The organism is Rhodopseudomonas palustris (assembly GCF_034479375.1).
In the GTDB taxonomy this organism is placed as follows: Bacteria; Pseudomonadota; Alphaproteobacteria; order Rhizobiales; family Xanthobacteraceae; genus Rhodopseudomonas; species Rhodopseudomonas palustris_M.
The window spans coordinates 542,355-567,244 of record NZ_CP140155.1 but is presented as its reverse complement, the minus strand read 5'-3'; the positions used below and the strand labels follow the sequence as shown (position 1 = coordinate 567,244).

General features: G+C 67.9%; 25 protein-coding genes. 4 read left to right on the top strand and 21 right to left on the bottom strand.

The window, feature by feature from the left end; genetic code table 11:
• Window positions 1-97: 97 nt before the first annotated feature.
• The 9 genes from ccmI to SR870_RS02480 all read right to left on the bottom strand — a co-directional run bounded on the left by ccmI (window position 98) and on the right by SR870_RS02480 (window position 9,440).
• Entirely contained in the window at window positions 98-1,201 is a 1,104-nt protein-coding gene (ccmI, locus tag SR870_RS02520) for a c-type cytochrome biogenesis protein CcmI (protein WP_322516478.1), read from the bottom strand.
• A 161-nt stretch (window positions 1,202-1,362) separates the two neighbouring features.
• Window positions 1,363-2,763 (bottom strand): hypothetical protein, encoded by a 1,401-nt coding sequence (locus SR870_RS02515; protein ID WP_322516477.1) that lies wholly within the window; start codon window positions 2,761-2,763, stop codon window positions 1,363-1,365.
• Between the two features lie 213 nt (window positions 2,764-2,976).
• A complete protein-coding gene (locus SR870_RS02510; protein ID WP_322516476.1) occupies window positions 2,977-3,480 on the bottom strand; it encodes an RT0821/Lpp0805 family surface protein in 504 nt (167 codons plus the stop codon).
• Between the two features lie 110 nt (window positions 3,481-3,590).
• Window positions 3,591-4,760, bottom strand: a complete 1,170-nt coding sequence (locus SR870_RS02505) for a Fic family protein (protein ID WP_322516475.1) — start codon at window positions 4,758-4,760, stop codon at window positions 3,591-3,593.
• A 163-nt stretch (window positions 4,761-4,923) separates the two neighbouring features.
• Window positions 4,924-6,321: a sensor histidine kinase gene (locus SR870_RS02500; protein ID WP_322516474.1), complete on the bottom strand. Its 1,398-nt coding sequence runs from the start codon at window positions 6,319-6,321 to the stop codon at window positions 4,924-4,926.
• A 37-nt stretch (window positions 6,322-6,358) separates the two neighbouring features.
• Window positions 6,359-7,048, bottom strand: a complete 690-nt coding sequence (locus tag SR870_RS02495; RefSeq protein WP_322516473.1) for a response regulator transcription factor — start codon at window positions 7,046-7,048, stop codon at window positions 6,359-6,361.
• Window positions 7,049-7,157: 109 nt separating this feature from the next.
• On the bottom strand, window positions 7,158-7,730 hold the full coding sequence (locus SR870_RS02490; RefSeq protein WP_322516472.1) for a 3TM-type holin: 573 nt from the start codon (window positions 7,728-7,730) through the stop codon (window positions 7,158-7,160).
• A gap of 2 nt (window positions 7,731-7,732) precedes the next feature.
• On the bottom strand, window positions 7,733-8,500 hold the full coding sequence (locus SR870_RS02485; RefSeq protein ID WP_322516471.1) for a glycoside hydrolase family 19 protein: 768 nt from the start codon (window positions 8,498-8,500) through the stop codon (window positions 7,733-7,735).
• Between the two features lie 217 nt (window positions 8,501-8,717).
• Window positions 8,718-9,440 (bottom strand): class I SAM-dependent methyltransferase, encoded by a 723-nt coding sequence (locus tag SR870_RS02480; RefSeq protein WP_322516470.1) that lies wholly within the window; start codon window positions 9,438-9,440, stop codon window positions 8,718-8,720.
• A gap of 168 nt (window positions 9,441-9,608) precedes the next feature.
• On the opposite strand from SR870_RS02480, the gene SR870_RS02475 reads away from it, so the two are divergent.
• Entirely contained in the window at window positions 9,609-10,727 is a 1,119-nt protein-coding gene (locus SR870_RS02475) for a class I SAM-dependent methyltransferase (RefSeq protein WP_322516469.1), read from the top strand.
• A 203-nt stretch (window positions 10,728-10,930) separates the two neighbouring features.
• Window positions 10,931-11,758: a hypothetical protein gene (locus tag SR870_RS02470; RefSeq protein WP_322516468.1), complete on the top strand. Its 828-nt coding sequence runs from the start codon at window positions 10,931-10,933 to the stop codon at window positions 11,756-11,758.
• Between the two features lie 115 nt (window positions 11,759-11,873).
• Here the strand turns inward: SR870_RS02470 and SR870_RS02465 are convergent, their stop codons facing one another.
• Window positions 11,874-13,223 carry a DUF2793 domain-containing protein gene (locus SR870_RS02465; protein ID WP_322516467.1) on the bottom strand — a complete coding sequence of 450 codons (1,350 nt, stop codon included), beginning with the start codon at window positions 13,221-13,223 and terminating at the stop codon, window positions 11,874-11,876.
• Between the two features lie 15 nt (window positions 13,224-13,238).
• Entirely contained in the window at window positions 13,239-17,105 is a 3,867-nt protein-coding gene (locus tag SR870_RS02460; RefSeq protein ID WP_322516466.1) for a baseplate multidomain protein megatron, read from the bottom strand.
• A 527-nt stretch (window positions 17,106-17,632) separates the two neighbouring features.
• Here SR870_RS02460 and SR870_RS02455 point away from each other — a divergent pair.
• Entirely contained in the window at window positions 17,633-18,124 is a 492-nt protein-coding gene (locus SR870_RS02455; protein WP_322516465.1) for a hypothetical protein, read from the top strand.
• 261 nt (window positions 18,125-18,385) lie between these two features.
• Here SR870_RS02455 and SR870_RS02450 read toward each other — a convergent pair whose 3' ends face one another.
• From SR870_RS02450 to SR870_RS02405, 10 genes are all read right to left on the bottom strand, one after another.
• The gene (locus tag SR870_RS02450) at window positions 18,386-18,829 is read right to left on the bottom strand and encodes an NlpC/P60 family protein (RefSeq protein WP_322516464.1); all 444 of its coding nucleotides are present in this window, start codon (window positions 18,827-18,829) and stop codon (window positions 18,386-18,388) included.
• Between the two features lie 39 nt (window positions 18,830-18,868).
• Window positions 18,869-19,798 (bottom strand): DUF2163 domain-containing protein, encoded by a 930-nt coding sequence (locus SR870_RS02445; protein WP_322516463.1) that lies wholly within the window; start codon window positions 19,796-19,798, stop codon window positions 18,869-18,871.
• Window positions 19,799-19,947: 149 nt separating this feature from the next.
• Window positions 19,948-20,583 carry a DUF2460 domain-containing protein gene (locus SR870_RS02440; RefSeq protein WP_322516462.1) on the bottom strand — a complete coding sequence of 212 codons (636 nt, stop codon included), beginning with the start codon at window positions 20,581-20,583 and terminating at the stop codon, window positions 19,948-19,950.
• 185 nt (window positions 20,584-20,768) lie between these two features.
• Window positions 20,769-21,353 (bottom strand): phage tail tape measure protein, encoded by a 585-nt coding sequence (locus SR870_RS02435; protein WP_322516461.1) that lies wholly within the window; start codon window positions 21,351-21,353, stop codon window positions 20,769-20,771.
• Entirely contained in the window at window positions 21,350-21,553 is a 204-nt protein-coding gene (locus SR870_RS02430) for a rcc01693 family protein (protein WP_322516460.1), read from the bottom strand. Before SR870_RS02430 ends, SR870_RS02435 begins: the two co-directional genes overlap by 4 nt.
• Window positions 21,550-21,864: a gene transfer agent family protein gene (locus SR870_RS02425; protein ID WP_322516459.1), complete on the bottom strand. Its 315-nt coding sequence runs from the start codon at window positions 21,862-21,864 to the stop codon at window positions 21,550-21,552. Before SR870_RS02425 ends, SR870_RS02430 begins: the two co-directional genes overlap by 4 nt.
• A gap of 96 nt (window positions 21,865-21,960) precedes the next feature.
• A complete protein-coding gene (locus SR870_RS02420) occupies window positions 21,961-22,368 on the bottom strand; it encodes a phage major tail protein, TP901-1 family (RefSeq protein WP_322516458.1) in 408 nt (135 codons plus the stop codon).
• Between the two features lie 13 nt (window positions 22,369-22,381).
• On the bottom strand, window positions 22,382-22,792 hold the full coding sequence (locus SR870_RS02415; protein WP_322516457.1) for a DUF3168 domain-containing protein: 411 nt from the start codon (window positions 22,790-22,792) through the stop codon (window positions 22,382-22,384).
• Window positions 22,793-22,977: 185 nt separating this feature from the next.
• Window positions 22,978-23,298: a head-tail adaptor protein gene (locus SR870_RS02410; RefSeq protein ID WP_322516456.1), complete on the bottom strand. Its 321-nt coding sequence runs from the start codon at window positions 23,296-23,298 to the stop codon at window positions 22,978-22,980.
• The gene (locus SR870_RS02405; protein WP_322516455.1) at window positions 23,295-23,864 is read right to left on the bottom strand and encodes a head-tail connector protein; all 570 of its coding nucleotides are present in this window, start codon (window positions 23,862-23,864) and stop codon (window positions 23,295-23,297) included. Before SR870_RS02405 ends, SR870_RS02410 begins: the two co-directional genes overlap by 4 nt.
• 61 nt (window positions 23,865-23,925) lie before the next feature.
• Between SR870_RS02405 and SR870_RS02400 the strand changes: the two genes are divergently transcribed.
• Window positions 23,926-24,693: a S1 family peptidase gene (locus SR870_RS02400; protein ID WP_322516454.1), complete on the top strand. Its 768-nt coding sequence runs from the start codon at window positions 23,926-23,928 to the stop codon at window positions 24,691-24,693.
• The last annotated feature ends 197 nt before the right edge of the window (window positions 24,694-24,890 follow it).

Below are 24,890 nucleotides of genomic sequence, written 5' to 3'. Positions count from 1 at the left end.
CCGCCGTGATGGTCGACGCCTGATCGTTGCGTTTCGCGCTTGCGCGACATTTGCCGGACGATTTTGTCGGAAAACCGCATGAACTCCGGCCTCGTCGTCATCCGTCCAGCCCGAGAGTCTTCAGCCCGTCATTGAGCTGCTTCAGCCGCTCGGCATTGCCGGCCACCGCCTGCCGCGCCTGCGCCTGCGCCTGCTTCACCTTGTCGCCGTCGCCCAGCACCATATAGGCACGCACCAGCCGCAGCCATCCCTCGACGTCGTCGCCGTTCTGCTGCAGCCGGGCGGCGAGCTTGTCGACCATGCCGCGGATCATCGCGCTGCGGTCGGCCTCGCTCATGTTCTGCGCCGAAGCGATCGTCTCGTCGGGCAGCGCCGGCAGCGGCGTGCCCTCGATCCGGGCGATCTGCGCCTGCAGCATCGGCTTCCACGGCGCATCCGCCGGCGCCTTCGCCAGCATCGCGCGCCACATCGCCGCGGCATCCTTCGGCCGCCCGTCCTGTTCGGCAGCAAGGCCCAGGAAATACCCTGCCTTCGGATCGTCGGCCTTCAGTTTCACCGCACGCTCGAATTCCGACTTGGCGTCGGCCGTCACCACGCCGCCCGAAGCCGCCACCAGCACCTCGCCGAGATCGGCGTGGCGGTCGGCGGTTTCGCCCGCATAGGTCAGCGAATTGCGGTAAGCGCGCGCGGCGTCGTCGAACCGCCCGAGCTTGGTCAGCACCGGCGCCAGCACGGTCCAGCCGCGGCCGTCGGTCGGATTCTTCTCCAGATGCGCCTCGACCTGGGCCACCAGGCTTTCGAGCGGCTGCGAGGCCGCCGCGGTCTTGGTGCGGCTCGCCAGCGGATCGTCGCCCTGCATCGGCGAGCCGAGCGGCAGATACACCGCGAGCGCCAGCGCCGGCAGGCCGACCAGCGCGAACACCGCGACCCCACGCCGCAACCCGCGGCGCGTCGTCACCGGAGCCTTGCTTTCGGCATCGGCGCTGGCGAGCAGCCGGCGGCCGATTTCGACCCGGGCGGCGGAGGCTTCGGCAGGGCCGATCAGCCCGACGGCGGCGTCGCGGTCGACCTCGGCGAGCTGGTCCTTGTAGACATTGGCTTCGCTGCCCTGACGCTCGGTGCGGACGCCTCGGCCGAGCGGCCACAGTACGGCGAACACCGCGACGGCCGTCATGATCGCCAACACAAACCACAAGGCCATGCGAGGAGGGTTCCGGGGTAAGAAAGCGCAAACGCCGGCTGCGACGCGGTCGAAATCCGGCCGGGTTACACCATGGCCGGACCGCTGGCGCAATTGACATTTGCGACACCGGAGTACGGCAGCGCGACGTTCAAATCTTGATATGAATCAAGGTCTCGCGGTCAGCTCGCCCGCGCCGGCTTGCGCTCCACCACGACCATCGCGCTCTCGACCGCACGTCGCATCAGTTGCGCATAATCGTGGCCGAACAGCACTTCGCAGAACTGGATCGCGGCGAGCGCCTGCATGTGCCGGAACGGCTTCACCCGCGGTTCGCAGCCGCGCAGCGACTGCACCAGCGATTCGGTGGACTTCTCGACATATTGCTGCAGCTCGGAATAGGTCCGCAGCGTCATTTCGTTGATCGCGAGCTCGCTGGCGTAGTTGCGGCACACCGCGACGAAATCGATCAGCGCCGCCGACTCGTCGACCTCGAGCTGGTCGATCCGGCTGTTGGCCGAGATCTCCTTGTCGGGGCGCTGCCGCAGCAGCCTTCGCACCCGGCCGGGCACGCTTTCGATCTCGGATTTGAGCGCATTGGAAATGTCGACGCGGATCGCGGCGAGCCGCTTGCCCCAGGCCGAGTCGCTGCGGATGTCGAGCTCGGTGCGCAGCCCGCGGACGCCGTCATGGACCAGCTTCAGCTTCTCGGCGACGTTGCTGTAATGGCCGCGCTTGAGCTCGTCGCGGAGATCGGCGGTGAGCTGGGCGATGTCGTGAATCGCCATGGTGACGGCGACGCCGTAAGGGGTCGCCGCGACCCTGATCTCGTCGTCGGAGCCCGCCACCTTGAGCGCCAGCCGGACGATCTGCCACGGCTGGGTCAGGTGCTGCAGGATCATCGTCAGCGCGAACGGCAGCATGATCGGGGTCTGCAGCGCCGGGACGTTGAGCGAGGCGATCATCGACTGCACCTGCGAGTCGCCGAAGCTCCGCAGGTTGGACGACAGCTTGCTGTCGAACACTTCGAGCGCTTCGCGGTTGGCGAGCACGGCGCCGACGCCCGGCAGATCCTCGACGGTCGAGGGCGGTCCGACCCGCGACATCGCGCGCTGCCGGTCGACGCCCTGCTCCGGATTGATCACCTTGTCGATCGCCTCGGCCGCGGCGAGCTGCAGCTTGCGGACGAGGTCGTCGACCTGCGCCGCGGTGCCGCCGCGCAGGCTGATCAGCCCGCCCTCGAATTCGCGGACCTGCGCGGGAATCGCCTCGCGCGACAGCCACTGCCAGATCGAGGTCAGCGAGGCGCGGCGAACCTGACCCGGCCGCGGCTGCTGACTGTTGTCGATCAGGAACGGCTCCAGCACGCGGAACATCAGCCGCGCCGGATCATCGGTGCGCGGCGCTTCGTCTTCATCGGAGCCGCGGACGATCTTGCGCAATTCCTCGAGCACGAAGCTGGCGACCGCGACTTCTTCGCCGCGCTCCAGCGCACGCTCGAACTCGCGCATCAGCAACGCCTGCGACTGCGGCGGGAGCTGGGCGAGGTAATCCCTCAGCCGTTCGGTCGGTGTCTGGCTCATACGCCCGAATTCTGCACGCTTGCTGTCGCGTCCGGCCGCACCATGCGCGCGCAAGACGCTGTCTCCAGAGATAACAGCGGCGGTGTTAAGAAGGAGTTGAGGCAAACCACTATCGGACAGGATTGATGTTCCACATCAATCGCAAGCGAATGCTGCAACCGGCTGGGATAGCTCGATTAATCTGAGGCGAACGAGCGCGCGAGCGGCCCGAAATCAGCCCGCCGCCGTCCACGGCCCGTCATTGGTCCGGCAGGCAGTGCCGCGGGCGATCTCGAGCTGGCGGCCGACCGTGACGCTGTGGGAGAAGCCGCGGCAGGTCGCGCCCTGCTTGGCGTAGGCCGGGCCCGGCACGATGTTGCCATAGCGGCCGGAGGACGGGTTCTTCCACGGCACCGGCGCACCGGACTCGCCGTGATCGAGCGCTTCGAGTTCGGCCGTATAGGCCAGCCGGCGATCTTCCGCGTTCAGCAGCGCGCCGATCTTGGCCCCGATCAGGCCGCCCATCGCGGCGTCGTCGACCGCCGCGGCGGCGCCGTCTGCGGTCCGGCCGAGATCGGGCGTGACATTGCTGGTGAAGGAGTCGACGCGCGCGGCGAGGTTGGTGGTGCGGTCGCAGCCGGCCAGCGCCAGCGCGGCGAGCAACAGCAGCGCAGCCGAAGACTTCGCCGACCGCGACGAACGTCTCGCGCCGCAGCCGATCTCACGCGGAGGCGTCATTCCAGTCCCCAATCCGTTCCCCACCGGGGTTGTACCCCGAAAATCCTAACGCTCAAGGCAACGGAGCGAGAAAATCTGGCGACGCTGTGGCAAAGGCATGCGACCGAATGTTACTGAGCACGCCATGGGAGAAAGGCTCTTATCTTGTCGCTCTGCGCCCCAACTCTTCGCCCCGGAAAGCGCCGTATCAGACCCATGCCCGCCAGAACATTCAAATCTCGGCTCAGGGTCTTTTCAGTCTTCCCTGCGTAGTCTCTGGCTAACTTCGGGCTCAATCCCGGAATATCGACAATCTTGACCTGCTTTCCTTCGGACCCCAATTGCAGAACCAGCTCCCGTCGGCGCGAATCCGCCGGAGCAGATTTGCCGTGAAACTGCTTGTGAACATAATTTTCCCAAGCGACAGAAAGTTGCACTGTTCTTATAGTTTCAATCTGCTCCTTGAGCCCATCTACAAAGCCTTGGAGAGCATAAGTAACAAAACTGTCAGTCTCACCGCCTGTTTTACTTATCCTATCCAACTCTCTGTAATAATGCGATCGTGTAAGGTTATAATGATTACTGAGCAAATGCCCCGTTGGTGAAGCAAATCCATGCTCCATAAGAATATAATACTCTAGCAACCTCGCAGTTCGACCATTGCCGTCGCAGAACGGGTGGATGAGCGCGATGTACATATGCGCAAAAAGTGCTTTTAATATTGCGGTACTGTGCGCATCTGCGACAGTTTGAGCCCTAGTTTCTTCTAAGGTGTCGCACAGTCGTTCAAGCAAGTAATGGCAGTCCTCTGCCGGCGCCCCCCGGTACACATTGCCAACGACGACTGAATGCCGTCGAATTTGCCCTGCAACCCCGTCCTCCAGTGCAAGTCCTTTCAAAACTCTTGCGTTTAGATCACAGCAAAACTCTGGAGTTATCTTTCGGTGACCGTTCTGGGATCGGTCCTCCAGCATCCAGTTGCAGGCATCAACAATGTTCTGCACTTCTTGCTGGAGATACTGCTGTGACGGCGGCAGTTTAAGACGCCCCTCGATCTGCGCTTCAACCTGATCCTCGGTAAGGGTGTTTCCTTCGATCGCGGTCGTAGCCCGAGCCCCCTTTGCCAGAGTTACCCGGTGAAACTGTTGCGCGGTTTGGGGATTGAGTGGGACGCCCGCGATGTGCTGTGCCTTTGAAGCCGCCTCGCCAAGAAGCATCCAAGTGCGCGGCGGGAAGGTCTTCGTTCTCAGGTCAAACGTGATCCAAGGATGTGTCTGCAGATATGTCCGTTTTGCCAACATCCAGCCCTCCAAAAAAACACAATCAATTCATCCACTTAATATTCTAAGCGGATTTCAGTTGGCTCTTTTTGGCCCTTGTATTGTCCAGTGAATGTCGATGGTCAACTTAATTCGATTCCGAATGGTGAACAAAGTCTCGATGAGAGCTCGATAAGAGAAAAACTCATGCCGCAGGCAGCACCAGTTCCGCGCGCAGGCCGCCGGTCGGGGCGTGGCCGAGGGTGAGTTCGCCGCCGTAAAGCGCTGCCAGATCGACCACAATGGCGAGGCCGAGGCCGGAGCCGGGCTTGCTCTCGTCGAGCCGCCGGCCGCGGCGGGCGACCTGCGCCTGCTCCGCCGCCGACAGGCCGCGGCCGTCGTCGTCGACGATGATGCGCAGCAGCGGCGCCGGGCCGCTCTCGGCGGTCGCCGCAATGACCACCTGGCCGGCCGCCCATTTGCAGGCATTGTCGACCAGGTTGCCGACCATCTCCTCGAGATCCTGCTTCTCGCCGCGGAATTTCAGGCCGTCCGCCACCTCGGCGCGGACCTCGATGGCGCGGTCGCGGTGGATCTTCTCCATCGTCCGGCGCAGCGCCTCGATCACCGGTGCGACCTCGGTGACGGTGCCGATCACCGTCAGCCGCGCGGCGATCCGCGCCCGCTCCAGATGATGCGCGACCTGGCTGCGCATGATCTCGGCCTGCTCCATCACCTTGGCGGCGAACGGGTCGCCCTGGCGCGCCGCGGCCTCGTTGACCAGCACCGACAGCGGCGTCTTGATCGCATGGGCGAGGTTGCCGACATGGGTGCGGGCGCGTTCGACGATCTCGCGATTGGCCTCGATCAGCGCGTTAGTCTCGCGCGCCAGCGGCGCGATCTCGACCGGGAACTTGCCCTCCAGCCGCTCGGCGCGGCCGGAGCGGATGTCGGCGATCGAATGCGAGATCCGGTTCAGCGGCGCGAGGCCGAACCGCACCTGGAAGATCGTGGTCAGCACCAGCCCGATCGACAGCGCGATGAAGGTGCCTGCGAGGTAATAGTCGAAGGTCCTTGTTTCCTCGAAGATTTCGGTGGCGTCGCCGGCCACCGTCACGACGAATTTGCCGTCGGCGCCGAGATCGACCGGGCGCTCGACCATGCGCAGGGTCTGGCCTTCCGGGCCCTCGACATAGCCCTGGCGAACGCCGGAGGCGCCGAGCTCGATGCCGTGCTCTTCGAGCTTCGGCAGCTTGCGGTCCCACAGCGAGCGCGAGGCGCGCGGCTCGACCTTGTCGGTGTCGATGCGGACGATCTGCCAGTACCAGCCGGACAGCGGCAGGTCGAACAGCGGCTCGCCGATCGACTGGAACTGGTCGGGCGCGGCGTCGGGGGTCGCGACTTCGGCGATGATGGTGCGCAGATAGAGATTGAGCCGCCGATCGAACGCGCGCTCGGAGGCCTGGCGGTACACCGAGGACAGCACGATGCCGGTGATCGCCAGGATCACCACGACCCAGGCGGTCGCGGACAGGAACAGGCGGGTGGCCAGCGAGCTGGTGCGGCGGCGCGGCTTTGCGGCGGGTGCGGCCGAGCCCGGCATCAGCCCGGCTTCTGCAGCGACGCCCTCGCCCGGTCGTTCACGAGCGGTTCGCCAACTGGGCTTCGACCGGCGGCGGCGTCAGCAGATAGCCGAGGCCGCGCACGGTCTGGATGATGTCGACGTCGAGCTTCTTGCGGATGCGGCCGACGAACACTTCGATGGTGTTGCTGTCGCGGTCGAAATCCTGGTCGTAGAGGTGCTCGACCAGCTCGGTGCGGGACACCACCCGGCCGGAATGGTGCATCAGATAGGCCAGCAGCCGGTACTCGTGCGAGGTCAGCTTCACCGGATTGCCGCGGACGCTGACGCGGCCGATGCGGGTGTCGAGCACGACCGGGCCGCAGGTCAGCTCGGACTGGGCGTGGCCGGCGCTGCGGCGCAGCAGCGCGCGGATCCGCGCCAGCACTTCCTCGAGGTGGAACGGCTTGGCGACGTAGTCGTCGGCGCCGGCGTCGAAGCCCTGCACCTTGTCGCTCCAGCGGTCGCGCGCGGTGAGGATCAGCACCGGCATCGCGCGGGCATTGCGCCGCCAGGCTTCCAGCACCGAGATGCCGTCCATCTTCGGCAGGCCGATGTCCAGCACCACCGCGTCGTAGGGTTCGGTGTCGCCGAGGAAATGCCCCTCCTCGCCGTCGAAGGCGCGATCCACCACGTAGCCGGCGTCGGTCAGCGCGGTGGTGAGCTGGCGGTTGAGATCGGGATCATCTTCGACGACGAGCAGCCGCACCTTGAACTCCGCTGTTTCGATGCACCGGCGTTGTTACCTGCGGGAACAAGATGAGCGGCGGCGGCGTGAATGACCGATGAACGACGCCGCCTTGCGGCCGCCTTGCGCATTACTTTTTCTTCACGACGGCCTTGACCAGCGTCTCGATCACGCCGGGGCTGTTCTGCCCGGTGGCGGCGCAGACCTTTTCGCGGGTCCGGCCGCTGACATAGACGCCTAGCACGCCGAACCGGAAAGCCCAATAGGTCGCCAGCAGCGCGGTGGCGCCGATCAGGGCGTTGATGGTCTGGATGTCGCCGGTCCAGAATTCGTGCACCAGCACCGCCCACAGCGCGGCGCATTCCAGCGTCAGCTCCCAGGCATAGGCCGGCCGCCACCAGCGCTGGATCGGGTCGTTCGCGGCGATCTCGGCGCGGATCGTGGTCTGGGTCTCGCTGATCGCGATGCGCTGGGTCTCGGCCTCGGCGCGGACCGCCTCGGCCCAGCGCGCTTCCGCTTCGGCGATCTTGTCGCGATCGGCGGCGGGCAGCACCGCCTGCACCGCGGCCGGGGTCGGCTGCGGCGCGCCCAGCACCTCGGACAGAATTTGCCCCGCGGCGCCGCCGAGCGGGCCGCCGAGCGCACTGCCGAGCAGCGGCGCGCCGAGCGTGATCACCTGTTTGGCGAGATCGCTCCACTCCATGGTCAACTCCTCCTGAAGGCCGCGGCCAGCGCGGCGATGAGATTGCCAAGACGCGACGGCTGCTGCGCCGACCCCGGCGCTTGCGCCGGTTCCGGCTCCGGCAGCTCCGGCGCCAGCGGCGGCGACGCGACGACGACGACCGGCGCCTCGCCCAGCGCCGCCTTCCATTTCGCCAGCCACGCCTTGCGCTGCGACAGCCCGATCGTGCCGCCGTTCAGCCGCCGCGTGACGCCGGTGACGTCGTCGGCCTTCGCGTATGGCAGGCAGCCGCAGGCGACGAAATCGGCGACGCCGCAGGCGAGGAAATGCCGCGGATCGTTGACCAGATCGGGCCGGCGGACGAGGTCGAGCCCGGTCGCCTTGGCGAGCCGCGCATAGCCGTCGCGCCCGGTGGTCTGACAGGCGCCGCGGCCGCGGAAATTCCAGCCGTCGGCGGAGCCCGGCGCATTGCCCATCCGGCCGTTATAGACCTTGGCGGCGAGCGCCGGCGGATTGTGCGCATAAGGCGCGGCGCTCTGCAGCGTGCGGAACCGGGACGGCCACACCTGCATCATCCGCGCCGCGGTGTAGTTCAGGTTCTCGACCACGTCGCGGCCGGCGCCGCATTCGTGGCTGATCTGCGCCATCACATGCGCGACCACGAGCGGCGTTCCGATACCGTGGCGCGCGAACACCTCGCTCGCCGAGGCGATCATCCCGGCGCGCAGCCCGGGAATCTTCCGATCGCCATCCGGCCAGAGCCGGTTCAGAACCTCGCCGAAATCGGACATGCCAAACCTCCGCTGCAGCGCGCGCCGAAGCGACGGCGCAAACGCCGGTTAGTGATGAGTAAGAGAGGGAAAGGGAGCGCCGGGGGCGCGCGAGAACGCCGACGGCGGCTGGCGCCATCGGCGAGGGCAAAGTCAGTCAGACACGCAGACGCCGAGCCGGCACGCTCGAAATGCGGCCGGCGGTTTCAGGACGCCGCGAGCGGTCGCAGGCCGGACGTTACGACGCCGAACTCGTCCAGCCGGTCTTGAACCATTTGTCGTCGGGATTGATGCCGGCGCAGAGATAGCCGCCGATCTTGCTGACCAGCTTCGGATGCAGCTTGCGGAAGTGGTTGAAATAGGCGCGCCGCTTGATGATCGTGGTCATCAGCAGCTTGTTCTCGCCATAGGCGAAGGGCGCGATCTTCTGATGCGCGTTCTGCAGCAGGAAACGCGTGACGCCTTCGGTGACGCCGACCAGCGGGCTCAGATAGTCGTCGACGATCACCACCCCGCCGTCACAGATCACGTCCTGCGCGACCATCAGGTCGTTGATGACGAACTCCGCCCGATGGTAGCCGTCGACCGAAAAATACTTCGCACGACTCGGCAGCTTCGCCAGCAGATCGGCGCTGGAAAGCTGCATGCTGTCGCTCTCGACGATCGTCACCCGGTCCGGATCGTAGAACCGCGCGACGTGCCGTTCCAGGCTGGCCCGGATCTCCGGCCCGTTCTCGAAATTGTCGACCGCGACCACCGCCGGCCTGTCGCCCGAGGCGAGCGCCATCGCCAGCAGGAATTTGCCGCAATGAACCCCGATCTCCGCCACCGAGCCCGTCACGCCATGGGCCCGCACCATGTCCTCGACCTGCAGCAGCGTCTTGAAGAACCCCGGCTCGACCCAACCCGCGACCTCGTCGCTGTGGCGCAAATAGTCTTCGTAGGTCGAGGCGGATGACATCTTCAATTCCCCCAATGCGTTATCGGCGAGGTCCGATAGCACAAGGGACGAACCGGAGCCAACGTCAATCGAGGGAGGAAAGTGCTGCAGAGGTTTATCTGAACGACCGTTGAACTTTGTCGGCCGGCGAAGGTTCAGCTCCTGCCGTCAAATCATCAATGGCCTGTCATGCACAGACTCGATCTATTGCGGCCAATTCCCGACGTCGCGGACGCGATCTACATCCCTGTTTTCGCGGATACATCCGTTGCACCGGAGCATGTTTCGCTGTTGGTCGATGGCCGCCGACACCCAATCGAAGCCGCTTCATCCCACTCTTCCACCCGGCTTTCCGCGGTCATCGACATTGCCTCCGCGGTTCCCGCTGCAGGCGGATCGATGGAACTGACGTTGACCGGAGCGGACGAAATACTGCTCTCGGCAAAAGTGACGGTGCCGTCCGCTATCTCCGCCGCAGCGCACCAGATCGCCTCGACACGAGCCAGCCGGCTGGAATTCGTGCGCCACAACCTGGCGTGCGCTTCCTGCGGCACCCGGCTGAACTCCGACGAATGCCGGACATGCTGGGCTCGCTTCCATCAGGACACGCGCGCGGTCAACGCGGTCGCCGATGGTGGCTATCGGATCCCGTCGGCGATCGACACGTCGCTCTGCGTGTTCGACACCATCGAAATCGAGGCCATCGAACGCGCAGCATCGACCGGAGGCATGGTCCTGAACTTCGGCGCAGGCATCCCGAGCCACGCCTACGACAACGTCATCAATCTCGAAATCGCCGACATGCCGTGCACCGACATCGTCTCGGTCTCCGACCGCCTTCCCTTCGTCGACGATACATTCGACGTCGTGATCGCGCTGCATGTGCTGGAGCACGTGCAACGGCCATGGATCACGGCGAAAGAGTTCGAGCGCGTCCTGAAGCCCGGCGGCATCGCGATCGTCACGGTGCCCTATGTCTGTCAGGTCCACGGTTTTCCGCATCATTACTTCAATCCGACACCGCAGGGCCTCAAAACGCTGTTCGAGGGAATGCAGGTCGTGTCCCACACGATGAAGGGCGACGCGCATCCGATCAATTCGGTTCAGCAGATTCTCGGATGCTACTACTCAATCCTCCCGCCCGACGCCCGCGCTGATTTCGCCACGATGACCATTGGAGAACTGCTCTCAATTCCGCTTGCGGAAGCCGTCGGCAGATCGTGGGCACAGGCAGCCGACGAACCTGGCCGCTGGCTGATCCCTGCGCATACGACGTTGTCGGTACGGAAGGTAACTGAATACAAATAATTCTCGATAGTTGTTGTTCAGGGTCAACCGCACGGTCTCGATGCGTAGTTAGTAGCAGCACTTTACCGCGCGACCCTCCAAATCAACACTTTGATACCACCGATTGTTGTAGATTGAGCACACCGCTAGTTTTGCTTGCGTGCAACCTTTCCCCGAGCACTCGCATAGATTACACCCCGGCAATCACGTCGGGAGATTTTACTATGTTGCATCGTTTGGGTGAAATTTCTGGCATTAATCAGAAGGACGGCTTCGTTCAGTTTACCGATTTTGGTCGACATACACCGCCCGAACGGCTCTACTTCTATCACTCAATGGACCTTCCAGAAGCCGGCAACGTTACCGGCCATTGGGACTTGCGCACTTGCACTGACGACTATCTCGGAAACTACGATTTCGCGGGAAAGCGCGTGCTGGACTGTGGTGTAGCTTCCGGCTTTCTAGCATTCGAAATGGAGAAGCGCGGAGCCAAGGTCACGGGCCTCGATATTGACGAAGAACGCTATGTGAAGGGAATGCTAATTCCCTGGTTCGATTTTGAGGATCGCCTCGGATTCTCGTTTGAACAATGCGTTCGCTACCGACTTGATTCTCAAGAGGCGCTGCGCAACTCGTTCCTGCTGTCGCGGCGCTTACTCGGCTCCCAAGTGGAGCTATGGCTTGGCGACGTGATGCAGGATCCAATTCCCGTCGAGCGAGCTGATGCTGCCCTGTTTGGTGCCATTTTGTTGCACCTCAACAATCCGCTCGCAGCTCTCCTTAATGTTGCTCAGCACGTCTCCGATGCGATCATCATCACGGAAACCGATGAAGGAATGAGTCTTGATCTAGATGCGCCACCCGCGCTCTATTTCCGACCGGATCTCAGCAGCAGAACCAACCCCGGTACTTGGTCAATCATAACGCCGGCGTGGCTGCGGGCAGTTTTGCAAATCGCCGGATTCACTAAATTTTCTGTTAAGACGTTTACGGCGAAGCACAACGACGGAAATCATGCAGCACCAATGTACTGCTTTGTAGCGCGGCGATAGTGATCGTCAACTCAACCAGCCATCAGAAGTCGTTACCAAAAGAGTGGTTTCGAATTGACCTTCAGGACCGCATTGATCAGCGGGCGAACTAATTGTGCCGCATCCATTTGGCATTTTAGACAATCTCAATCGCCCCAGTGGCAGCCACGGTCTGCCCTGACGTCACACCGATATTGGTGTTGTCGCATCTCGTGAACACGACGATGTTTCCGCCAGCGGCCACCGACGCCACCATCAGGACATTCGCACTCATATTGTTCGCCGCCAGCATGCAGTGCGCGACCGGAGTCACCCCCGGCGGCAGCGTGGCGTAGAAATACGACACGGCGCTGCCGATATCGGCGACCGCGATGCTGACGCGGAGGAAGACGGTTTTGCCGATGCGCTTGTAGGCGCCGGTGGCGGTGACGGCGCCGAAGCTGCCGCCGCCCGGCGTCACGATCGGCGTGTAGGGCGTCCAGGCGCCGCGGTCGACGCCGCCGGCGATCAGGAACCAGCGCGCCGCGGCGCCGTCGTAGCGCAGCAGCGCCGCCTGCTTGGCGCTGATCGCGACGTCGCCGCCGAGCGAGAACCGGTTCGCCGGCTGCGAGGCGGGGCTGTCGCCGGCGAGCGTCAGCGGCGCGGTGCCGGCATTGACGACGCACAGGATGCGGCCCTCGGCGCCGCCGGCGAGCCCGGTCAGGCTGCGCGCGGCGTCCGACCAGAGCTTCAGCACCGAGGCCGCACCGAGCCCGGCCGGCGCGTAGTCGAGCTGGTCGGCGGTGAGCTGCGGCGGCGCGGCGACCCCGGTCAGCGCCAAAGCGCGCGGCAGCGCGCAGCCGCCGCCGGCCGGATCGATCGTCAGCGCCTCGACCCAGTTCGCGCCGTCGGCCGAGACCTTGAGCTTGAACGCATCGGAGCCGATCAGGCCGAATTCGGCGCGGCCCGAATAGGCGTCGGAGAACACCACCGAGGCGGTGTCGGCCGCGGCCGCCTTGGAAAGCTGCACGCGGATGTCGCCGCTGCCGCCGGCGGCCGGGTCGATCGCGGCGAACAAAGCGGCGTCGGATTTGACGCTGAGCAGGTTCGGTGCATCGGCCGTGGTATTGACGCCGAGCCGCGCGGCGTTGTCGAGCGACACCCGCAGGTCGCGCAGGTCGCGCCAGTCGCCGCCGTCGAACACCAGCAGCACGTCGTCGGCGACCGACCACACGCACCAGCCCTGTTTCGGCGCGAGGAACGCCCACGCGCCGTCCTGCCAGGTCGCGATCGCATGCGCCTGCCCGCTCCAGGCGCCGGTGGCGCCATCGGCGACGATATGGCGCGCGCCCTCGGCCGGGCCCGGCGGCGGCGCGCTGCGGTCGCGGTCGGCGACCGCGATCTGGATCGCGGCGTCGAGAATCCGCAGCGCCTCGTTGTGGGTGACGTGCTTCTGCGCCTGGCTCGCCTCGATGAAAGGCAGCCCGAGATTGGCGGTGGCGGTCATGGCGTTTCCTTTGGTCTACAGCGCGAGGGTCGCTTCCGTGGCGAAGCCGCGGCCGACGGTGGCCGAGAGCTGCGCGACGCGGACGCGCAGGCCCGGTTGCGGCGCGCCGAAATCGGCGAGTTCGAACGCCGCCGGATACAGCGCCTGCGGCGCGGCGCTGATGAGCGTGCGCACCGATGCGCCGTCCGGCGCGAGGATGTCGACCGCATAGGCCTCGGCGTCCTCGCCGAGCGGCACCTCGTTGCCCCAGCCGTCGCCGTCGATCCGCGTCCGCCTGATCCACGACAGATGCACGCCGTCCGCATCGCGCCTGACCTTCAGATGCACCGGCGCCAGCGGCCGCAGCGCCGTCGGCCCCGGCGTCACGCTCAGCGCCGACGCGCTGGCATCGTCATGGCTGCGCCCGGCCGCGACAACGCGCAGCGCCTTGGCGCGCCCCAGCGCGTCGAGCCCGCGCGCCAGCGGCACCAGATGGCGGTCCAGCAGCACGAACGCGGCACCCGCCGGCACGGCATCGCGCATCGCGTGCTCGCTGCCGGCCTGGCCGCGCAGCAGCCGAGACAGCAAGTAAGTGTTGCCGTCGATCAGTTCGGCCTGCGCGAATTGCAGGATCTCCCAGTCGCCGTCCTGGTTCTGCACCGCCGCGGCGTTGCCGCCGGCGAGCACCCGCGCGTCCGACAGCGACGACAGCGCGCCGCCGAGGATCCGCACCCGCAGCCGGGTGGCATGATCCCACACCGCCACAGGCCCGCGCGGCAGCGGATCCAACGTCTCGCCGATGATCGCGCGCACCGGCGCGCTCGCCAGCGGCTGATAGCTCGCGCCGTCGGCCGAAGCGTAGATCACTTCCGACCCCGGCCACGGATTGGCGAACACCGCGAGCCGCGTCAGCACGTCGGGCGCCGCGGCGTCGATCACCGGCAGGTCGAGCGCCACCACATGCGCCGGCCCCAGCGCCGCGGGAAGCTGCGGCGCGATCCGGCGCGGCGCCCGCAGCGGCAGCGCGAACACCTCCGGATCGATGCTGCGCGCCCTGACCGCGCGCGACTGCGTGTCGACGATCTCGCTGATCTCGAACAGCCGCCGCCGGCCGTTCAGCGTCAGCGCCACCACGTCGCCCGGCGCCAGCGCCAATTGCTGCGGCCCGAGCGCGAAGCTCGCGGTCTCGCGCCCGGCCCACAGATCCTGCAGGAAGATCTCGGCGCGCCGCGCCGCCGCGGCGTCGCTGGTCACCACCGCCAGATCGGCATGGACGATGCGATGCGCGGAGCCGACCAGCCGGCGCGACGCCGCCGCCGCGCGGCGATAATCGGCGAGCGCGTCCGTGAAGCCGAACGCCACTTCGAGCGGCAGCTCGGTCTCCTGCGCCCGCGTCAGCCGCGACGGCGCGCCTTTGTCCGGCAGCACCAGATCGTCCTCGCCCAGTTCCGCCACCGGCGCGCCGCCGCGCGGCACGAAGCGCAAGCTGCCGTCGGCCGCGGCGGCGTCGAACGCGTAAGCCATGGCCAGCGGCTCGATCATCGCCCGCGGCGTCATCGGCCGGTCGACCACATAGCCGTCGCAAGCGTCGCGCAACGCGCTGGCATCGACGCCGACGACGCCGACGACGCCGCTGTCGGCGCAGAGCTGCGCCACCAGCGCATCGAGCGGCGCGCCGCCGAGCCGTCCGGTCAGCCAGTGCCCGCTCTGCCAGTTCGGCGCGTCGCTCCAGACATCCCCGGCCGCCGGAAACACCGGATAAGGCCGCGCATCCCAGGTCCACAGATGGATCGCCGACGGATCGATCATCCGCCCGCCATACACCGGCGACACCGGATTGCGCGCCTCGCTGGCGCCGAACGCCGGATCGAACGCGGCGAGGAGCGCTTCGAGGTAGCGGCGCTGGATCAGATCGTCGCGGTCGCCGCTGGAGAAATACGGCGCGTAGTTCTCGCTGGATTTCGGATCGGGAAACACGCTCGGCTGGTTGGCGCCCTTGTCGACCGCGGGGCAGCCGACTTCCGTCAGCCACACCGGCTTGCTCATCGGCGCCCACGCCGTCGGCGCGGCAAGCTCGACGCCGCCGACGCGTTCGTGATGCGGCTGCGACCAGAAGCTTTTGATGTCCTTGACCCGGAAGGTCCACGGCTTGCCGAGCCCGTCGGTGATCGGCGACCTCGCCTGCGCGGCGCGCGCGGAATCGTCCGGGTAGTACCAGTCGAACGCCTCTCCGGCGGTGACGTTGCGGTCGAGATAGGCGCGGTCGTAAGTCGAGCCGGCGATCGCCGCGTCGAGATGACCGGCGTCGTCGCGCCAGTCGGCGAGCGGCGCGTAGTAGTCGATCCCGATCGCGCCGATCGAAGGCGATGCCCACAGCGGATCGAGCGGAAACCGCACCTCGGAGGCGTCCGGCGTCACGACGTCGGCGCCGTATTCGGTCCAGTCCGCGCCATACGTGACCAGCGTGCCGCCGCCGACGATCGCCTTGACGTCGTTCGCCAGCGCCACGAGCTGCTGCACCGCCGGATAGACGCCGGCGCCGGAGCGCACCCGCGTCAGCCCGCGCAGCTCCGAGCCGATCAGGAACGCATCGACGCCGCCCGCCTCGGCGCAAAGCCGCGCGTAGTGCAAAATCATCCGGCGATAATTCCAGGCGCCGCCGGCGAAGAAACTCGCCACCTGCGCCGCCGCCGCCGCGCTGCCCTGCGGCGAGCCGGCCACGCCCGGCGCCGGATCGCAACTGATCCGCCCGCGCCACGGATAAGGCGGCTGCGGCGCAGCGCCGGTCCACGGATTGGGCAGGCCGTTGCCGGCCGGCACGTCCATCATCACGAACGGATAGAACGTCACCTTCAGCCCGCGCGCCTTCAGCTCGCCGATCAGATGCGTGACGCTGTCGTCCGACGGCGTGCCGCCGTAAGCCGGCCGTCCGTCGACCTGCGACACCAGCCAGGCATCGCCGCGGCGCGCGCCGTCGACCGACCAGGTCGCGCCGTCGACCCATTTGTCGCGGCTCTCGACGCCCGGCCGCACGCTGCACTGGCCGGCGCGCAGATCGGAGCCGAACCACGCCACCACGATCGCGACGCGCTCCAGCCGCGGGCACACGCCCTGCAATTCGTCGAGCGCCGCGACCACGTCGGAGACCGCGTGCGCGACGTGGCGGTTCTCCGGCGCGACGCTGCCTTTGTCGACGATCTGCACCCGCGTCGCCGGCTCGTAGCCGTATTCCGTCGTGCCGGGGATCAGCGTCACCGCGCGCGCCATCGCTTCCAGCGCGCCGACCGGCCGCACGATCTCGAACGACAATTGCGGAATCCGGTTTCCGTAATCGGCCAGCGGCAGCCGCTCGAACACCACATAGGCCAGCCCGCGATAGGCCGGCGCGTTCGCCGCGCCCTCCTTGGCGATGATCAGATCGTCCGGCGCCTGGTCCTCGTCGCCGCGATGGACGCGCAGATCGAGGCCGGACAGATCGAGAGGCTTGCCGTCGGCCCAGATCCGCGCCACCCGGCCGATCGGCCCCTCGCACAGCCCGACCGCGAGATTGGCGAAGTACGTATAGGTCGTGGTCGTGGTGCTCGCGCCGCCGCCGGAGCCCTTGCCGCCGCCCGACGAACTCTCTTCCGTGGTGATCACTTCCTCGAGTTCGGTCGCCCAGATCACCTGCCCCGCCAGCCGCACCCGGCCGTAGACCCGCGGAATCGGCGCACCCTCGGTCGAGGCCATCACCTCGAGATCGGCCAGCCGCGGCCCCTCGACCGATTTCGACCCGGCGCCGAACAGCGACTGATCCAGCGCGTTGCCGATCACAGCGCCCGCAATCCGTCCCGCGATCGCGCCGACCGGCCCGAACACCGCACCGACCGCCGCACCGGCGACTGAAAGAACCAGAGCTGCCATGGATGATTACTTCGTTGGAGATCGGTGAGAACAATCGCCGGCCGCGCGCGTGTTGGACACGACCTCGCCCCACCCGCTGCGCGCCCCCTCTCCCGCCTGCGGGAGAGGGTTGGGGTGAGGGCGCCACGAGTCGCTGGCTCTCGGCCCGTCGAAACGCCCCCTCACCCGGCACGCATCTGACGATGCGCGCCGACCTCTCCCCGCGCGCGGGGAGAGGTGAAGAAGCGCGCCTAACTAGCTCGATGCCAGAAGACGACCTCGCCGCCCGCACCGCGCGCTCCCTCTCCCGCTTGCGGGAGAGGGCCGGGGTGAGGGCGCCACGCGTCGCTGGCTCTCGGCCCCGCCGAAACGCCCCCTCACCCGGCACGCATCTGACGATGCGCGCCGACCTCTCCCCGCCCGCGGGAGAGGTGAGAACGCGCGCCCGTCGACGCGCAGCGCGACGTAAGTCGAATCCCGGTGGCATTGACGGCGGCCACGGCATTTGCATCGTACATCCTTCGCGGCGACGGCCGGAGCAGGATGAGATGATTCAGGAACTGGTGGCGAGTGCAGCGGTCGCGGTCGCGGCGTGGTTTGTCGTCAACTTCGTCGGCAAGCCGGTGGTCGCCCTGCAGAAAGAGCGGATCGCGGCGCTGCAGACCGCCGAGCGCTACTACACCGTCGACGGCGGGGCGAGCGACGAGGTCCGCGACGCCGCCGAGAAGGCGCTGTTCGAGACCGGCACCACGCTGCGCGCCTATCAGCGCGGATGGTCGACCGCCGTGCGGCTGTGGTGCTGGGTGTGGGGATACGATCTGGGCCTCGCCGCCCAGGCGATGTTCGGGCTCGCCGACAGCGCGCGCGGCACCGTCCTGTTTCCCCCGGACGTCCGCAAGAACACGCTGAACGCGATCTACGTCGCGCTCGGCGCGCACCAGCATCTCGCGCCCGAAACCGTCGCTTCCATCAAACAGATGATCGTCCAGGCCCGCTCCGCGCCGATCGCCCCCGCCCACGCCGACGGCGCGCCGTCCTGAGTTCGCACGCCGTCTTCGTGGAGACCCCGACACCGCAACAGCCGCAGCCTGCTCCCTCTCCCGCCCGACGTCGATGCGCAACTTGGGCTTTGCCTATCCGCATGTCGTCCCCGCGCAGGCGGGGACCCATACGCCGCAGCATCTCGATCGAGGCACCGCGACAGAGGCCATGCTTCTCTTGAAAAGCAAGGGGGTATGGGTCCCCGCCTGCGCGGGGACGACTCCTCTAGGAGGCCGCGTCGAAACTAACGACCTCTGCACTTACTCCACCACCCCCGGAAAGCTGAACGCATAAGCCAGCCGTCGCCGCCACCAGGGCGCGATCGCGATCTCGCAGACCGACGCGCCGTCATGGGCATGGATCATCGTCGTCGCCGAACTCGCGATCGCGACGTGCTTGGCGACGCAGCGCTCGCGCCAACGGAACAGCAGCACGTCGCCGGCGCCGAACGCATCCGGCGCGATCGGCCGAAGGTGCCGCAGCGCCGCCTCCGCCAGCGTCTCCGCGCCCTGCGCCTCGGCCCAGTCCGGCGCGTAAGGCGGCGGCGCTTCCGGCTCGTCGCCGATGCAGCTGCGCCAGACGCCGCGCACCAGCCCCAGGCAGTCGCAGCCGACGCCCTTCACCGACGCCTGATGCCGATAGCGCGTGCCGATCCAGCTCCGCGCCTCGGCCACCAGCGCGTCGCGGGCAACAGTTCTGCTCATGATCGCCTCTCGCGTGACAGAAGGATCGCGGCCGGTCTGCTAACCGATGCCGCCGCCGGCGCCGCCGCCGCCATATCCGCCGCCGATCGAGCCGCCGCCATGGCCGGGCGCGCCGGGCACCGGATAGCCGACGACGAAATCATTGCCGGGGATCTGCGGGAAGCCGCGGAAATTGACGCCATTGCCGAAGCGGTCGCGGCAGGTGGCGAACTGCTTGTCGCAGCCCGCCGTGACCACGAAGCCGTCGCCGGCCGCGACCGGCTCGGCCATCGCCTGCCACAGCGACAGCCGGACCTCGCCCGCAACGACGCGATGCTGCTTGATCTCGATCGCCGCGCCGGCATTGGCGCCGCTGGTCCAGCTCAGCCGGCCGGCGCTGAACAGCCCCGCCGCATAGGCTTCGAGCCCGGCCACCGCCAGCGTCGAGGTTCCGAGCGCGGCGGTGACGTGGCCGGCGCCGCGCAGTGTCGGGTGATTGATATCGACGCGGCAGCGGCCGTCGCCGAGATCGGCGCCGCAACCCGCGGTGTAGAGCCGCCCGCTTTCCTGCGACAGCAGATCGGCGAGCCCGCGCAGCTCCGCGGTGAACGCCTGCCCCTCGCGCCGCACCTCGCCGACCGAACCGCGCGCGGTCAGCACCCGCAGCGACGGATCGCTCCAGTCGACCAGCCAGCTCTCGACCGTCGCTGCGTCGTAGCGCCCGGCGGCGAGATCGGCCTCGCGCAGCAGATCGTCGGACAGAGCGCCGGAAATCTCGGCGCCGTCGACCGACAGATCGAACCGCTGCGCCGCCTCCGAGGCCGCAAAGCCGGTCCCGGCCCGGCAGCTCACGCCTTCGATCAGCAGATCGCGATCGTGATCGGTGAAGCCGAGCACGCCGCCGTCGCGCCGCCGCACGATCCAGCACTGAGCGAGCGTGGTCGCGCCGGAGTCGAGTTTCGCTTGCAACGCGGAGGAAATGGAGCGCATGGACGATCACCTGTTCTTTCCTTCTCCCCTCGTGGGAGAAGGTGGCGCGGACGAAGTCCGCGACGGATGAGGGGGCGCCGTGCCCTCGGCCCCTCACCCGGCTTCGCTTCGCGAAGCCACCCTCTCCCACAAGGGGAGAGGGTCAGTCCTCATACCCCGATCTCGACCACCGGAATTTTCGGGATCGCGCCGGCGGAGAACGCCGACAGGTCGACTTCGAGATAATCAGTGTCGAACCGCACCGGCACGTCGAACTGATAGCCGGCGGTCACTGCCGCGCCCGGCGGCGGGATGTGGCCGGCGAGGAACGTCACCACGCCGGTGGTGATATCGACGACGAAGCCGCCCGTCGCCTCGACGCCATTCACCGCGACGCGCACCGATCCCGCGACCGGCTTGGCGATCCGCCGCGCATAGGGCGCAAAGCCTGCGCCATAGCTCTTCACCAATTGATAGTTCGCGGTCGCGCCGTCGCCGATGCCGATGCCCTGATCGAGCGGCGACGGCGGATGCCCCGGCGCGGCCGACGACGAGTCCAGCCGGTCGCGCCAGCGGAAGCCGTAGAGCTGCCCGCGCCGCTCCTCGAAGAACGCCACCACCGCCTGCAGCGCTTCCAGCGTGCGGACGCCGTAGCCGGCGTCGAACCGCCGCCGCGACTCCGCCCAGCGCGCATTGCGCTGCTCGCGGCCGGAGCCGAACGACACGATCTCGGTCCGCCGCTCCGGCCCGCCCGCGCTCTTCAGCGCGATGTCGAGCGGGAACAGGATCTCGTGGAATGCGGTCATGATCTTGCTCGCAACAAAGGCACCGTCATGCTGAGGCTCGCGCCCTCTTTACCCTCCCCCTTGTGGGGAGGGTGGACCGGCGACGCGCAGCGGCGTCGGGCCGGGTGGGGGTGGCCACGCGCGCAGTGCCCGCGGCCCCCCACCCCGCTCGCTGCGCGAGCGACCCTCCCCGCAAGGGGGAGGGTTCACAGCCCGCGCTGCCCGCGCGAGACGGCGCGCGCGATCTGGCCAGTGACGTAGCTCTCCGAGCGGCGGAAGCTGTCGGCGTCGGGCGTCGCGATCTGGATGTTGATCACGCTGCCGCCGCCCTGGCTGGCGACACCGAGCTTGCCGTCCGGCCCGCGCTGCAGCGGCAGGATCGCCTCCGGCCCCGCTTCGCCCGCGAGCCCGACGCCGCCGCCGAGCATCGGAAAGTAGGTCGGCGTGCCGATCACCCCGCCCGCCGCAAACGGCTTGATCGCGCCGTCGGCCGCCTTGGTGGCGCCGCCGAACAGGCCCGAGAACAGGCCGTCGAAGCCGGTGGCGAGGCCGCTCGTCAGCGGCTTCAGCGCCGCCTTCAGCGCCAGGTCCGAGACCCTCAGCACCAGCGACTTCAGCACGTCCTCGAACTGCTTGCCGCCGGTGACCGACTGCGAGAACGCGCTGGTCATCGCGCGGGCGAAGCCCTTGGCCTCGCTGCTCAGCGCCTGGGTCTTGGTGGTGAGCTGGTCGACCTTCTGCGACGTCTCGTCGACGCAGTCGCAGTCGCAGTCCTCGCAGTTGCTCGTCATCGCGCCTGCTCCTGGTGATCGGGATAGCGCCGCATCAGGTCGTCGAGACCGCCGCGATCGAGCGGCGCCGCGATCCCGCCGCGCGCGCCGATCAGCGCGCTGGCGAGCTCGCGCGGCGTCATCCGCCAGAACTGATCCGGCGACAGCCGCAACACGCCGAAGCCGAATTGCATCGCCTCGGCCCAGGGAAACGGCGTCACGCCGCTTCGCCGAAGGTCGCGGCGATCAGCTCGGCCGCGATCGTCGCATAGCCGGTGGCGCCGCCCGCGACCGTCATCGCCGCGACCTCGTCGTCGCTCACCGCCTCGCCGGCGCCGCGCAGGCCCGCCGCGATGATCCGCACCAGATCGCGCGCCGACAGATGCCCGCTGCCGAAGCGCTGCGCCAGCGCCACAAGGTCGGACGCCGCGAACGCGCTCTCCAATTCGGCCAGCGCGCCCAGCGTCAGCACCAGCGTGCGCGTCCTGCCGCCGATCTCCGCCTCGATCTCACCGCGATGTCTGTTGGCCATGATGGGCTCCGTGTTGGCTCACCCTCCCCCTTGCGGGGAGGGTCGCTCGCGCAGCGAGCGGGGTGGGGGTGGCCGCGCGCACGATGCGCGCGGTGGTCACAGCGCTGCGAAGCCGAGCGCGCCGGCGCTTTCCAGCGTGACGTCGAACGTCACCTCGCCATTGTGCTCGCCGGCGAATTCGAGGCTGGCGATCTGGAACGGACCGGAGATCGCGCCGAAATCCGGCACGATCAGCTGGCAGTCGCTGATCAGCCCGTTGAAGAACGCACTTCGCACCAGCGCGTCGGAGGCCGCGTCCTTGAACAGGCCGCGGCCGGAGATCGAGGCGCGGCGGACGCCGGCGCCGGCCAGCAGCTCGCGCCAGCGCTCGACGGATTCGGCGTGAGTGATGTCGACCAGTTCGGCGTTGAACGCGATTCTGCGGCTGCGCAGCCCCGCGACGGTGACGTAAGTACTGCCGTCGCTGATCTTGACCAGCAGATCCTTGCCCTTCTGTGCGCCCATGCGCGTCTCCTTGCTAATTGTTCGGTTCGGTGACGGCGCGGAACCGCACCAATGCGTGATAGGTGCGGCCGTCGGGCTCGCGGCGGATATCGGCGAGCGCGAAGCGCAGATTGACCAGGCGGTGGCCGGCGGGCTGCAGCGGCGCGTCGTCGAGCGCCTGCAGCAGCGCGCCGGTGATGACATGCGCCTCTCTATGCCCGCCCTGCCGCGACCAGGCGTGCAGCGTGAGCTGATGCTCCTGCATCGGCGAATCGTCGGCGGAAGCATCGCTGATCCGCGCCTCGCCGAGCGTGACATAAGGCAACGCCGCGTCGCGCGGCGGCTCGTCATAGACCCGCGCGCCGCCGAGCGCGGCGAGTAGTCCGCTGTTCGAACTAAGCGCCTGATGGATCGCAGCGCGCAGCGCCACGGGTGCGGTGGGCATGGCGAAGACCTGCTTGATGCTGTGAGAAAGGATGAAGCGTGTCCGGCTCCCCTCCCCCTTGCGGGGAGGGTCGGCCGAGCGAAGCGGAGGCCGGGGTGGGGGTGCAACGAGCACTGAGCGCGTGGCCCACCCCCACCCGACCGGCCTTACGGCCGGCCACCCTCCCCGCAAGGGGGAGGGGAAACTCAACCCAGCCGCGTCTCGGCATCGATCTCGAGCCAGGTGCCGGCGTCGCGTTTGCGCCACGACACGATGCGATAGATCCGCGCGCCATCGATCAACCGATGCGCCCGCGTCAGCGCGACGCCGCCGCGCAGCGTGATCGCCACGCGCAGCATCGCTCGGTCGGCATCGGCATCGACGCCCTCGCGCGCCGCGTGCTGAACGACCCGCGCCCACACCACGGCTTGCGGCGCGTAGCTGCGGACCACGCCGCCCTGCCCGTCGTCACTCTCGACCGGCGCCTGCAGCGTCAGCCGCGTGTTCAGTCGGCCCGGATCGATCACAGCGCCGGCACCCGGAAGCTCGCGATCATCGCCGCGACGCTGCCCGGCAGCATCGCCACGCTGCCGCCGATCGCCGCCATGCCGCGATTGTCGTACCAATGCGCCGCCAGCGTCCGCACCGCGTGGCGCAGCAGTTCCGGCACGTCCGAGGCGTGCGTGCCGTAGCCGAGCTCGACGTCGAGCACGATGCCGCCGGCGCTGCGCCCCGGCTCCCGCAGCGACCACACAGGCGCGGCGATCACGCCGTCGGACGTATCGACCACGAAGTTCTCGACGTCGATCGGATGCGCCGTGCCCTGCGCGTCGAGCACCCGCGCCGCGAGCAGCGCCCGCAGCGGCCCGATCCGCAGCGCAATGCGGCCGTCGCGCGGCCAGGCGTCGCGCGTGATCCGCCAGCTCTGCAAAAGCAGCGCGCGCCGCGTCATCGCCTCGATCTGCGCGCGCGCCGCGGCCTGCAGCGACGCGATCACCGAATCGTCGTCGTCGTGATCGAGGCGCAGGAACGCCTTCAACTCGGCGAGCGTCCACGGCTCCACCACCGGCCCCGCCAGCAAAATCGCCGACATTGCTCATCCCTCCGCCATGTTCGGGTTGACAGCGCGGCGGCGGCGAGGCTCAAACCTCGCCATGCTCCGCCGCTCCACACTCGCTCTGCTCTTCGCCGCCGCGGTCGCCGCTCCCGCTTCCGCGATGGTCGGCGGCGCGCGCGACGCGACCGACGGACTCGGCCGCGCGCTCGTCACCATCGTCGGCTCGCGCGGCAATTTCTGTTCCGGCGCGCTGATCGCGCCCGATCTGGTGCTGAGCGCCGCGCATTGCGTCGCGCCCGGCGCGGACTACAAGGTCGTGCAACGCGACGCGCAGGGGCAGCCGCAGCTCCGCGACATCCGCCGCCTCGCTGCGCACCCGCGCTTCGACCAGCGCGCGATCCAGGCCAACCGCGCCACCGCCGACGTCGCGCTGCTGCAGCTCACGGCTCCGCTATCCGGCAAGACGCCGCTGCCGTTCGGCGCGCCGGGCGATCCGCTGCAAGCCGGGCAGCGCTTCACCGTCGCCGGCATCGGCGTGGCGCAGCGCGGCGACGGCAAGAGCGGCGGCACGGCGCGTAGCGCCGAACTGATCGCCACCGGCCGCCCCGGCCGGCTGCAGATCCGCCTGGTCGATCCGATGACCAACAACACCCGCGACGGCCAGGGCGCCTGCACCGGCGATTCCGGCGGCCCGGCGCTGCAGCAGCAGGACGGCCGCGCATTGGTGATCGGCGTGGTGTCGTGGTCGACCGGCGCGAACAACGCGAGCGGCTGCGGCGGCCTCACCGGCGTCACGCCCTTGACGCTGTATCGCGACTGGATCGAGACCACGGCGCGTAGCTGGGGTTCGACGCTGGCGAAGTAATCAGGCTCTCAGCGCGGTTTTCCCTCATCCTGAGGAGCCAGGCTTTGCCCGCCGGGCGAAGCCGGGCGTCTCGAAGGATGGCCGCGCACACCGGCGGCGGCGCAGCACGCGACACGCTCATGGTTCGAGACGGCCGCTCCGCGGCCTCCTCACCATGAGGCCGAACCTGTTGCAGCAAGCCCTCTCGCCGCCGATCG